This is a genomic window from Paenibacillus sp. FSL R7-0345 (assembly GCF_038595055.1).
GTDB lineage: Bacteria > Bacillota > Bacilli > Paenibacillales > Paenibacillaceae > Paenibacillus_AQ.
In genome coordinates this window covers 3,023,282-3,035,199 of the sequence record NZ_CP152002.1, presented here as the reverse complement: position 1 = coordinate 3,035,199, position 11,918 = coordinate 3,023,282, and the positions used below count along the sequence as shown (strand labels likewise).

General features: G+C 53.8%; 13 protein-coding genes and 1 riboswitch. Of the genes, 8 read left to right on the top strand and 5 right to left on the bottom strand.

Features of this window, described 5'->3' with window-relative positions:
* Nucleotides 1–70: 70 nt before the first annotated feature.
* Nucleotides 71–889, top strand: coding sequence for a helix-turn-helix domain-containing protein (locus NST84_RS12845; RefSeq protein ID WP_342565942.1), 819 nt, complete (start codon nt 71–73; stop codon nt 887–889).
* 426 nt (nt 890–1,315) lie between these two features.
* Nucleotides 1,316–1,996 (top strand): TIGR00266 family protein, encoded by a 681-nt coding sequence (locus tag NST84_RS12840; RefSeq protein WP_342565941.1) that lies wholly within the window; start codon nt 1,316–1,318, stop codon nt 1,994–1,996.
* A gap of 82 nt (nt 1,997–2,078) precedes the next feature.
* On the opposite strand, the gene NST84_RS12835 is transcribed toward NST84_RS12840, so the two are convergent.
* A complete protein-coding gene (locus NST84_RS12835; RefSeq protein WP_342565940.1) occupies nt 2,079–2,552 on the bottom strand; it encodes a transcriptional repressor in 474 nt (157 codons plus the stop codon).
* A gap of 276 nt (nt 2,553–2,828) precedes the next feature.
* Here NST84_RS12835 and NST84_RS12830 point away from each other — a divergent pair, with 276 nt between their 5' ends.
* Both NST84_RS12830 and NST84_RS12825 read left to right on the top strand, forming a co-directional pair.
* A complete protein-coding gene (locus NST84_RS12830; RefSeq protein WP_342565939.1) occupies nt 2,829–3,407 on the top strand; it encodes a hypothetical protein in 579 nt (192 codons plus the stop codon).
* Nucleotides 3,408–3,520: 113 nt separating this feature from the next.
* Complete coding sequence (locus tag NST84_RS12825) at nt 3,521–4,186, top strand: S-layer homology domain-containing protein (protein WP_342566417.1); 666 nt, start codon at nt 3,521–3,523, stop codon at nt 4,184–4,186.
* Nucleotides 4,187–4,260: 74 nt separating this feature from the next.
* Here the strand turns inward: NST84_RS12825 and NST84_RS12820 are convergent, their stop codons facing one another.
* From NST84_RS12820 to NST84_RS12805, 4 genes are all read right to left on the bottom strand, one after another.
* Complete coding sequence (locus NST84_RS12820; RefSeq protein WP_342565938.1) at nt 4,261–5,013, bottom strand: amino acid ABC transporter ATP-binding protein; 753 nt, start codon at nt 5,011–5,013, stop codon at nt 4,261–4,263.
* Nucleotides 5,014–5,024: 11 nt separating this feature from the next.
* Nucleotides 5,025–5,693, bottom strand: a complete 669-nt coding sequence (locus tag NST84_RS12815; protein WP_342565937.1) for an amino acid ABC transporter permease — start codon at nt 5,691–5,693, stop codon at nt 5,025–5,027.
* 22 nt (nt 5,694–5,715) lie between these two features.
* A complete protein-coding gene (locus NST84_RS12810) occupies nt 5,716–6,549 on the bottom strand; it encodes an amino acid ABC transporter substrate-binding protein (protein ID WP_342565936.1) in 834 nt (277 codons plus the stop codon).
* Nucleotides 6,550–6,706: 157 nt separating this feature from the next.
* Entirely contained in the window at nt 6,707–8,221 is a 1,515-nt protein-coding gene (locus NST84_RS12805; RefSeq protein ID WP_342565935.1) for a DHA2 family efflux MFS transporter permease subunit, read from the bottom strand.
* 148 nt (nt 8,222–8,369) lie between these two features.
* On the opposite strand from NST84_RS12805, the gene NST84_RS12800 reads away from it, so the two are divergent.
* From NST84_RS12800 to NST84_RS12785, 4 genes are all read left to right on the top strand, one after another.
* Complete coding sequence (locus tag NST84_RS12800) at nt 8,370–8,987, top strand: TetR/AcrR family transcriptional regulator (RefSeq protein ID WP_342565934.1); 618 nt, start codon at nt 8,370–8,372, stop codon at nt 8,985–8,987.
* 65 nt (nt 8,988–9,052) lie between these two features.
* A riboswitch (TPP riboswitch) is annotated at nt 9,053–9,154 on the top strand.
* Nucleotides 9,155–9,345: 191 nt separating this feature from the next.
* Nucleotides 9,346–10,032: an ATP-binding cassette domain-containing protein gene (locus NST84_RS12795; protein WP_342565933.1), complete on the top strand. Its 687-nt coding sequence runs from the start codon at nt 9,346–9,348 to the stop codon at nt 10,030–10,032.
* Nucleotides 10,013–10,789, top strand: a complete 777-nt coding sequence (locus tag NST84_RS12790) for an ABC transporter permease (RefSeq protein WP_342565932.1) — start codon at nt 10,013–10,015, stop codon at nt 10,787–10,789. The genes NST84_RS12795 and NST84_RS12790 overlap by 20 nt, the downstream gene beginning before the upstream one ends.
* On the top strand, nt 10,786–11,841 hold the full coding sequence (locus tag NST84_RS12785; protein ID WP_342565931.1) for an ABC transporter substrate-binding protein: 1,056 nt from the start codon (nt 10,786–10,788) through the stop codon (nt 11,839–11,841). The genes NST84_RS12790 and NST84_RS12785 overlap by 4 nt, the downstream gene beginning before the upstream one ends.
* Nucleotides 11,842–11,918 lie beyond the last annotated feature (77 nt).

Sequence of the window (11,918 nt, the reverse complement as noted above, 5' to 3'; positions counted from 1 at the left end):
TATAATAAAATGAATAATATGATTCAAACATGAACAATCTGGCTCTCATTTCTGTCACTCAGGAGGAATCATGACTTACACCGCACCATGCCACGTTTATACAGCCGGATTTTCCTTTCACCAAAAGCCTTTTCACATGTCCCGGGCTGACGGTGTCCAGAACTATCTGCTGCGCCTTCAGACCGAAGGACGCGGCCGTACCCGGATTGACGGCGTGCTGTCTGCTGTCGAAGCAGGGGATTTGATGCTGTTTGCCCCGGGCGATCCCTATTATCTCAGTATAGATAAGGAAATTTATGCCGCCGGTAAGCCGCGGGTGGAGAGCGGGGATTATCATATCTTTTGCGGCGGACCCTGGATTGAGGACTGGTGGAGCCGCAAGCAGCGTCCGGCTGTGCTGCGTCTGCCGCTTACCGAGCACTTTCTCGGCCTGTTCCGCCAGCTTGTCCTGGAGCAGCGCAGGCTGTCCGAGACTTCACCGGAGATTACTGCCTGTTATCTGCAGATTTTATGTATGGAGATCGACAGGCTGATGACAGAGCAGCGGGCTATTTCGCCCAAGGGTTATCTTGCCTACCGGATGAAGCAATATGTGGAGGAGCATGCCGCCATCCCCTTCCGGCTTGAGGATGTGGCCGCCTACGCGGATATTTCGGTCTCACGCGCTGTGCATCTCTTCAAAGAAGCGTTTGGCACAAGCATTGTCAAGTATGTAAATGAAGTACGGCTGGAAATGGCCAGGGAACGGATTACCTTCAGCCCGATGCCGCTGGAGCATGTGTCCGAAACGTGCGGCTTTGCCAATTATACCTATTTCCACCGGCTGTTCCGCGGAAGATTCGGGATGTCGCCCAAGCAGTACCGTATTTACAGCAGAGAGCAAATATAATTGGAAGTTGTTGTAATCAGCAGGCTTTCCTTTTCCCTATAAACAAAGCAAAAGGAGCGCTATCCTGAAAGATCCGCTCCTGGTGTTTGACCTTATTTAATTTCGCCCGTTTGTCCGGGGTAACTCTCACATGCTGCGATATTGCACCGTAATCCGCGGCGGTTCTCCGGTTATTCTCAGCGCACCATGTTCCTGTACGCTCTGCTTTACGCAATGCTTTTTGCGTTTTTGTACGTGCCATTAACCAACACTCCTTTATTTTTCAGTAAATATAATTCAATTTTAACATATTTCCGCTGCAGAATCCCGGTACAGTATTTGTAAACTTATCTTTACCGCTTCCGTCCTATCAGATTAATGATCCAGGAAATGGTATGATATAAGGGAATTTTGCAGGACCAGCGGTAGAATCGGAGGGGGATAACGATGAAGTACGATGTATTATATGACGGTGCGTTTGCTATGCTCAAGGTGGAATTGAATCCGGGTGAAAGTGTAAAAGCGGAAATGGGCGCCATGGTTGCCATGTCTCCGGGAATCGAGCTAAGAGGGACGGTTGACGGGGGACTCATGCGCGGTCTGGGCCGGATGCTCAGCGGTGAGAAATTTTTCTTCCAGGAGCTGACTGCAACGCGCGGGCAATGTGAAGTGCTGCTCGCACCGGGGCAACTTGGTGATATCCAGTCCATAGAGCTTGACGGCTCCTATAAGCTGTATGTGCAAAAAGACGGCTTCCTCGCCGGTACCCAGGGTATTCAGGTTAATACCAAAATGCAGAACCTGGCCAGAGGGCTCTTCTCCGGTGAAGGCTTTTTCATTGTAGAGATCAGCGGCCGCGGGACGGTCTTCCTCTCATCGTTCGGAGCCATCCATGCCATTAACCTTGCCCCGGGTGAAGAGATGATTGTTGATAACGGGCATCTGGTGGCATGGCCGAGCTATATGGACTACAAGATTGAAAAAGCCGCTTCAGGCTGGCTGAACAGCTTGACCAGCGGTGAAGCGATTGTCTGCCGCTTCCGCGGTGAGGGCGTAATCCTTGTACAGTCCCGCAATCCCGGCAGCTTCGGCAGCTGGATCCGGTCGTTTGTTCCGAGTAAATCCTGAGCTGTTAAAGAGGCTTACCGCAAAAAGAAGCAAGGCCGCGTTATCGCCGCCTTGCTTCTTTTTAGTGAGAATCACCCGGCTGTCAGGAAACCGCCTTGCGTTCCTTGTCACCTCTGCAGCCGGTCTTCCTGCAGTTCTTATATGTGCCTTTGAAATCAAGCCGGTGATCCGTTACGCTGAAGCCGTATTCCGCCTCCAGCCGCTGCTCCAGCTCCAGCAGCCAGTCATCCTTGATTTCCTCAAGCCTGCCGCAGACGCTGCAGATCAGATGATGGTGCATATGGTCATGCCCCTCACCGCGCAGGTCATAACGGGCCACACCATCGCCGAAATTCATTTTTTCAACGATATGCAGCTCACATAACAGCTCAAGAGTCCGGTACACTGTAGCCAGTCCAAGATGCGGATAGCCGTGTTTTACCCTCATATAGACTTCTTCTACGCTCAAATGCTCCTCTTCATTATCAAGCAGCACCTTCACGATCGCTTCACGCTGCGGGGTCAATTTATAGTTATGCGCGGCAAACTGCTGGCTGATATTCGCAATCGGGTTCATTCTGAAACGCCACCTTTCCGTATAACAATTCCGCCTGTCACTAGCTGGTAATCAGTAATCATTACGATATAAGCATAGCAAAATGTACTAAAAATGAAAAGCACCTGCCATGATTATAACATTATTGCCGGAAAATCCGCATAGCAGATCAAAAATAACGCTAAAGTTAAACCGGGATGATATATTTTACCGCAGACTGAGCTTAAGCCCATCCGTACAGGGTCATCCAACCATACCTTATAGAGACTGCAATCTATTTAAGTGAGGATGGTCTGTATGGCACAACCCAGCCGCCGTCAGCAAGCCCAGCCCCTTGTAACCGCGCGTGTCCTGCGCCAGGTAGCCAGGTCCATGCTGCCCTTCTACCGAAAAATCGCCGGGAACCGCACCTTTGCACAGCAATGGTCTGCTGCTGTAATCAGCGCAAACCTCGATCTTATGGGTGCTCTGCTGGCTCAAATCCCTGTCCTTGCCGGCGTTCAGAATTACGGGACGAACGGGATCGGCTATTTTATCTCTTTTCCCTACCCGCCGCCTGTCGTCTTTTACAGCAATGGAACAACCATTCCGCCGGGCACGGTGCAATTCACCTTTAATACCCGGGTTCACCGTGCGGTAGCGCTCGCGGTAATCCCCTTTTACCGGAGACTGGCGACTTCTGCAGCTTACGCTGCGGCTCTTGCGTCGGCCATCAACCGTAATGAGACAAAAAGAGTGGATACGCTGGTCCGCAGACTGATCAAAACGAAGACGCTGCAGACCGTAACAATCGAAGAACACGGGGTAGCGCTTCGCTTCAAGACCCGGTACAGCAAATATCCGTACCGCAATCTGCTTTTTCAGGAAAATATGTAGCTTAATAATCACCGTCTGCACGGTAACACCGCAACCTTTCTATCAGCAGCTGCGTCACAATAGGTAATAAAGGCCAAGCGGCCTAACCTATATACAGAGGTGAAGCAGTTATGATGAAAAAACGTGCTTTCGCAGTGATTACAACCGTTTCGCTCCTTTCCTTCTCGCTCGGGAGTCCACTTTTTGCAGCCGGCGGCACCTTTAAGGATATTGATAATGTGAACGGCAGAGACAAGATCAATTCGCTGAAGTCGAAAGGGCTGATCAAGGGGCTGTCCGATACCCAGTTTCTGCCCGGCTCCATCGTCACTAATGCCCAGGCGGTGCAGTTTATTTCCGGCGGCCTCCAGCTAAGCCTTGCGGCAATTGACTTCAGCAAGGCTCCGGTTGCCAGCGCCATATTCAGCAAAGTGAAAGACAATGCCTGGTATGCCGAAGCATTCATCAATGCCCACTATAATGATATTGAGATTCCGGCGGACATTGACCCGTCCAAGCCGGTGACCAAGGAATTGTTCACCAGCCTGCTGGTCCAGGGTGTGGAGCGGGCGGGCAATCTGCCGATGATCAACATCGTGCCTGCCGAGATTAACGATGAAGCCCAGATGACCCCGTCCTACCAGGGCAGTATTCAGCGTTCGCTTAAATACAAGATCAACGTCCTTGATACCAAAGGCAATTTTAATCCAAAAAGCGAGATTACCCGCGCAGAAGCAGCAGTCATGCTTTATAACGCTCTGGAGTATCTTAATGGACGCACGCCAGCAGCCGGTAATTAACCGCAAATGCTGATCAGCCCCGGCTATGGATATCCTGGCCGTAAAAGGCAGTCCGGATTACCCCGGACTGCCTTTTATAGTTCTTCTCCGCTCAGCCTGTTCAGAAACTGCCGGACCCGCGGATTCTGCGATTGCTCAAGCACCTGCTGCGGACTTCCCTGCTCCAGAATAATACCCTGGTCCATCAGAACGATCAGATCGGCAACATCAGCGGCAAATTTCATTTCATGGGTCACAATGACCATTGTCATACCTTCAGAGGCAAGCTGCCTGATTACCTTCAGCACTTCACCGACCAGCTCCGGGTCAAGGGCAGAGGTCGGCTCATCGAACAAAAGCACCTCCGGCTCCACCGCCATTGCCCGGGCAATAGCCACCCGCTGCTGCTGTCCCCCTGACAGTTGATGCGGATAGGCAGCAGCCTTGTCCGACAGTCCCACCTTTCCCAGAAGTTCCATTCCCCGCTTGTGTGCCTCTTCTCTCGGACGCCTCTGTACAGTGATCTGCCCCTCCATCACATTGCCCAGTGCAGTCATGTGCGGGAACAGATTATAAGACTGAAAGACCATTCCGGTCTTTTGGCGCAGACTCTGAACCTTCCTGCGGGGAATTTTAATGTCCTCCGCAAACGAAAGCTCCATTCCGGCAATGGTCAGACTGCCCTGATCGGGAAGCTCCAGCAGATTGAAGCAGCGCAGCAGCGTCGTTTTGCCCGAGCCGGAGGGACCAATGATAACCAGCACTTTCCCGTGCTCCAGCCGAAGATTAATACCCTTAAGCACCTGCAGCGGGCCAAAGCCCTTATGCAGATCCCTGATTTCGATCATACCCCTGCCTCCTATCTGGCCGTATAGCGGTCAAACCGTTTTTCGAGCCTGCTTTGCAGCCCTGACAGCACTGAGCAGAACAGCAGGTAGAATAGCGCAGCCTCTGAATAGAGCAGCAGCGGCTCGTAGGTGGTCGCAGTGATCTGCTGGGCTGTCCGGAACATCTCAACATAGGTGATGCCGGCCGCAAGCGAGGTGTCTTTTACCAGGCTGATAAAAGAGTTGGCAAGCGGCGGAACCGATACCCGCGCCGCCTGAGGCAAAATAACCCTGCGCAGCGCCTGTACCCTTGACATCCCCACCGAATACGCAGCTTCCCATTGCCCTTTGGAAATGGACAGTATGGCCGCACGGACAACCTCGGAGGCGTAGGCACCCACACTCAAGGTAAAGCCGATGACAGCGGCAATAAACGGATCAAGCACAATGCCGGCCGCCGGCAGCCCGTAAAAGATAATAAAAAGCTGCACCAGCAGCGGCGTCCCCCGGATAATCCAGACATAAAATCTGGCAATCAGCCCCGGAATCCGCCATGAGGAGAGCCTCACCAGCGCTGTAGCAACCGCAAGCAGCAGGCCCAGCACGAACGAAACCAGCGCCAGCGGGATCGTATAAGCCACACCGGCCTTAAACAGGGGCAGCAGCGAGTCCAGAAAAATATGCAGCTTACGGTCATCCATCGCTTAGAAGCTCCTCCGGCTTTTATTTGGAAACGTCTGCCCCGAAATATTTCTCGGAGATATTCAGATACGTCCCGTCCTCCTTCATGTCTGCCAAAGCCCCGTCCACCGCCGCAATCAGCTCATCATTCCCTTTGAGGAAAACGGCAGCGCTCTGCGAACCTTCGGCAATCTCATCTACCTGCTTGATTTTGACATCCGGCTTCTGCTTTTTCAGATCAAGATAGGAGAGCCCGTCGTTAATCGTTGCATCAATCCGTCCGGACACCAGCAGATCAATGGCCTGATTGAAGCCTTCCACTGACACAATCTCGGCGCCGTTCTCACGGGCGATGTCCGCAAGATTGGTGGTCAGCGACTGGCCCGATTTTTTACCCTTGAGATCTGCAAATCTGGTGATATCTTTATTGTTCTCGCTGACAATCAGCACGGCCTTGGCCATGACATAAGGCTCGGAGAAGTCATATTTAACTTTGCGTTCATCTGTAATGGATACCTCGTTAAAAATAACATCAAAGCGCTTCGCATCCATTCCGGCAAACAGGCCGTCCCATTGGGTCTCGATAAACTCTGCTTCTACCCCGATCCGCTTGGCTATCTCCCTGGCAATATCCACATCGAAGCCTGTAAGTGTTCCGTCCGCATCATGATACGTAAACGGGGAATAGGTTCCTTCTGTGCCGATCCTCAGCTTGCCGGAGGCCTTTACCGTTTCCAGACTATTCTGCTCCGCAGGGGCGGCCGTTACATCGGCCCCTCCTGTTGTCCCTTCAGCATTATTCTTGTTATCGCCAGTACCGCAGGCTGCAAGCAGTAAAACCAGCAGCAGCAGCGGCGCCAGGGCCCATTTTCTCATTGTATGTTCCTCCTCAGGCTGTGTTTGGCAGTGATCCAGAATGACGTTATCATGCCCAACAAACGCCTTTCTTTACCTCATTCAGCTGCATCAGCGCAAAAAATCCCCGCGGACCGGTTCAGGTCCGCGGGGATTCTCCATCAAAACAGATATTGCGTTAGCCGTGCATGATTTCCGCCTGCGGTCTGGATTCGCCGTCGCCGCCCTTACGCCCTCTGCGCAGCAGAAGTCCAAGGACCGCTCCGCCCAATGCGACAAAAATCATGATGTGGAAGGTATCGGCAAAGCCCTGGGCCATCACAGTCTGAGTAGCCTGCTTAAGCACTTCCGGAGAAGCCTTGGCCGGGTCAACTCCGGATGCGGCTGCAGCGGCCTGCATTTCCGCCCCGCGCAACGCCGCTCTGGAAGTAAGAATGGTAACCAGCGTCGATACGGCAAGCGAGTTAATCACCTGCTGCATAGAGTTGGTCAGCGAGGTTACCCTGTTAACAAGGTTGGCTGGCGCTTTATTCAGCAGATGGGTATTCATCGGCATCATCATCATTCCCATCCCGGCTCCGCACATGATCAGCGGCACAATCAGATCCCGGCTCTGAGTTGTCAGATCCACATGGGAATATTGATAAAGCGCGCCGGATACTAGGCTGAGGCCGCAGACAACCAGCCAGCGAACCCCGATTTTGTCAAAAAGAATACCGGCTATCGGCATCATCAGCCCTGAAGCAATCGCCTGCGGCAGCAAAGTCAGTCCGGTGTCAAAAGCACCGAAGCCGCGGGCCTGCTGCAGAAACTGCGGCAGCAGGAACAGGGCGCCGTACAGGCCGAACTGGGCAATCCACTGGACGAGAATGCCTGTGCTGAAATCGACTGATCGCAGAATACGCAGCTCCAGCAGCGGTGTCTTGGATCGCAGCTCAGCGATAACAAAAGCAATCAGGGCGGCCAGTCCCAGCGCAAGGCCGATCAGTGTTTTATTGGAGGACCAGCTTTCTGCCCCCTGACTGACCCCGTAGGTCAAAGAAGCAAAGGCCAGCGGCCCGAGGATCATGCCCAGCTTATCCATTCCCGGTACCTGTCCGCGTTTGGCATTCGGCAGCTTGCGCATCCCGATCAGCAGGCAGACAATCCCTATCGGGATGTTGATCAGAAAGATCCATCTCCATGAGTGATACTGGACCAGCCAGCCGGACAAGACCGGCCCGATTGCCGGAGCGAACAGTACGGGTATACCCATAATACCCATCACAATACCGACCTTGCTCTTGGGTGCCAGCTTATATACATAGGCCATACCTACCGGCAAAACGCAGCCTCCGCCAAGACCCTGCAGCACCCGGAAGGCAATCAGCCATTCCGCACTGTTTGGTGTAGCACACAGAATGGAGCCTATAGTGAATACGACCACTGCGGTCAGGAAAACGGTTTTGGCCCCGAAGCGGTCAGACAGCCAGCCGGACAGCGGAATAACGGAAGCCTGTGCCAGCATATAGCCGGTCACAATCCATTGCAGTGTCGTCAGATTGGTGTTAAAATCCTCTACCAGCGTGGACAAGGCCACATTCATCGCCGTGCTGTCGAGCACAACCATAAATACACCCAATATAATGGCCAGCAGCGGTACCAGAATACCGGATAAGCGGAATTCGGCGTCGTCCTTTATTACTCCTTGCATCCTTTTCTCCTCCTGTGCTTGTGCGCGTTCAATGTCATTGACCGCTGCACCCTTCTCTCTATATAATGACTCTGCGGACAATTGTCCGTTCATTCATCAACAGTCTACGGACAATTGTCCGCTGTGTCAATAACCGAAAGGAAAAACCATGAATCCCTCTAAACCTAATGACTCATCCGCCGCACCTGACCTGTATAAAGAACGTATCCTCGAGGCCGCACGCGAGCTGTTCACCGCAAATGGGCTGGAGGCTGTCAGCATGCATGCCATCGCCAAAAAGGCTGGCATCGGCCAAGGCTCGCTATACCGCCGTTTTACCGATAAAGGTGAAATCTGTTCATTGCTGCTGCGTGACAGTACGGAACGTTTTTTGTCCAGTCTGGAAATGGAGCTGGCGCTTCCAGAAGCAGAGAGTGATGCTCTTGGCCACCTGCGGCGCAGCATCAGCCGGATTGTCGGCTTTATCGAGCAGCATGCCGAGCTGCTGCAGCTGATCAAATCGGAGTTCACCGGCAAGAAACAGCTTACCCAGTTTGAGCATCCTTTTTTCCGCAGATTGAATGAATTCCTGACCCAGCTGCTCACACGCGCTGCTGCCGCCGGTGAGATTACTGATGTTGATCCGCAGTTCACAGCCACAGCCCTGATTGCCGTGCTCAGCCCGGATTTGTACCTGTATCAGCTGAAGCATCACAGCTCAACCAAAGAACAGATTACGGACGGAATTCTCGCCCTGTTCGTGACCGGAATCCAAAAAAGGCAATAAGCCTCTCTTTACAAACCTCCAGGTTATGGTATATTAATTAGCAATTACGAATTGAATAGGACCTGTTATTTCACTAGGGGAGTCGGCCGACTGAGACGGAGCTAAGCTCCGGACCCTTGGAACCTGATCTGGATCATACCAGCGGAGGGAAGTGGAGCAGAAATGATCAGCGTTGTCTTAACCACCCGGCAGACTGTATCTTTCAGACCTCTTTATTTCCTCCGGAAATGAAGGGGTCTTTTTGCGTTCAATGTTTGTCGTAATTCAAGGAGGTAAGTAGACTGCCATGCTCTCAGTTACCAATCTTAGTTATTCATACGGCACCGGAACAGGCGGACCTGTGATCTCAGGACTCTCCATGAATGTTCAGAAGGGAGAGTTCATTTCGCTGGTCGGTGCCAGCGGATGCGGCAAAAGCACGCTGCTGCGCATCATCGCCGGTCTGCTCGAGCCTTCAGGCGGAGGAATTATATTTGAAGGCAGACCTTCTGGCAGCAGCGCTTCCCGGCTCGGCAGAATCGGATATATGCCGCAGCAGGATCTGCTGCTGCCCTGGAGAACCGTGCTGGATAATTGCCTGCTGGCCTGGGAGCTGCAGCGTAAAGGCAGCAGACAGGCTGCTGTGCAGCAGATCCGCAGCCTGCTGCACAGCCTCGGCCTCGCCGGCACAGAGAATGCTTATCCGGAGGAGCTGTCCGGGGGCATGCGCCAGCGGATTGCTCTGGCCCGGACACTGTCATCAGGGAGTGAGCTGCTCCTGCTTGATGAGCCTTTTGGAGCGCTGGATGCCATGACCAAGCGCAGCTTGCACCGCTGGCTGCTCGAGCTATGGAGCAGCCTCGGCCGGACCGTAGCGTTCATCACCCACGATCTGGAAGAGGCCCTGCTGCTCAGTGACCGGATCTGCCTGATGGAGCGCGGCAGCCTGCAGGAAATCACGGTTCCGCTGCCTCGTCCAAGGCAGGGACAGATGATCTATCAGCCGCAGTTTATGAGGCTGCGGGAAGAGCTGGAACGGAGGCTGCATGAGAGTATCCCGAATTAAGCTGAAGCTGCATACTTATGCCCCTGCCGCCCTTCTGGTGCTGATAATCCTAGCGGTCTGGGAAACCGGTGTACGGTTCGGAGGGGTTCCCGCGTTCATCCTTCCGGCACCTTCAGCTGTCTGGATTGCACTGGTGGAGCAGCGGGGCCTGCTGTTAAGTGTGCATCTGCCGGCAACCCTGCAGGAAATCCTGCTCGGGTTCCTGCTGGCCGCAGGCTGCGGTACCCTGCTGGGACTGGGGATGCATCTCTTTCCGCCGCTGGCAAAAGCGGTGTACCCGCTGCTGATTGTCAGCCAGACCATCCCGCTGATCGCGCTATCCCCCATCCTGATCATGTGGTTCGGGTATACACTCGGAGGTAAGATCGCGGTTGTCTTCCTGACCGCCTTCTTCCCCGTCGTAGTCAGTACATATGACGGCCTGCATAAAAGCGGCGAGCAGTACAAGGAGCTGCTGCTGACTCTGGGCGCAAGCCGCCGGCAGCTGCTGGTCAAAACACAGATTCCGCTGGCTCTGCCATCTTATTTCTCCGGGCTGAAGCTGTCCATTGTCTACTGCGTCATTGGCGCAACGATCGGCGAATGGCTCGGCGGCAGCCGGGGCCTCGGCTATTACAGCCGCCGGATGGCCGGCAATCTGCACAGTGCCGAGCTGTTCGCTGCTGTCTTTCTGCTCTCCGCGCTGGGAGTCCTATTATTCCTGTGCATCTGTACTGCTGAACAAATTGTGTTGAAGAAAAGAGGTCTACGCCGATGAGCCATAATCACCTTTCTAACAAATCGTCTAAACGAAATTTGCGGATTAAAACCGCGCTGCTGTTGACCGGATTGCTTGCTGTAATCAGCGGCTGCAGCGGGACTGATTCAGCTGATCCCGGAGCGAATGCTGCCGCCGGCGCAGACAGCGGGCAGCTGCACAGAGTAACCGTCATGCTGGACTGGTATCCGAATGCTGTGCACTCTTTTTTGTATGCAGCTCAGGAGAAAGGTTATTTTGCTGAGGAAGGCCTGGAGGTTGACCTGCAAATGCCTGCTGACAGCAATGATGCCCTAAAGCTGGCCGCCGCCGGCAAGGTTGATCTTGCCCTCAGCTACCAGCCCCAGGTGCTGATGGCCCGGGCAGAGGACATTCCTGTTGTGTCTGTTGCGGCGCTTGTCCGCCATCCGCTCAATCACCTGCTTGTCCCGGCAGACAGCGGCATCGCAAGCCCCAAGGATCTTGCCGGCAAAACCGCCGGTTACTCCTCCATACCGCTCTATGAAGCCATGCTGAAGACCATGGTTAAACATGACGGCGGTGATCCGCAATCGCTGACCCTGATCGATGTCGGTTTTGACCTGATCCCTGCCATTACCACGGGCCGCGTCGACGCCATCATCGGCGGCTTCATCAATCATGAGCAGCTGATTCTGGAGAAGGAAAACCATCCTGTTACTTCTATTGACCCCACTGCTTATGGGGTGCCTGACTATTACGAGCTGGTGCTGGCTGCAGGAGAACAGGGACTCGAGGACTCCCGGGACTACTACAGCAAATTTATGAACGCCGCCCGCAAAGGGCAGCAGTTTGTGCAGGATCACCCGGAGGAAGCACTGGATCTGCTGCTGGCCCATGAGGACAGCACCGCCCCGCTCGACCGTGAGATCGAGCGCCGGAGCCTCGATATTCTGCTGCCGCTGATGGATGCCGGGGACGAGGCTTTCGGCTACCAGACCTCTGAGTCGTGGAGCGGAGTCGCAGACTGGCTGTCCGGAAGCGGACTGCTGTCAGATGAAACGGTAAGCGAAGAGGCGTTTATTAATTTGTGAGGGTATGGCCAGTGTGGTGGAGTAGCATCTATTGCAGGGTTTGAGGTATTGCTCAGGGTGGGGGTACGGCTGTGGAG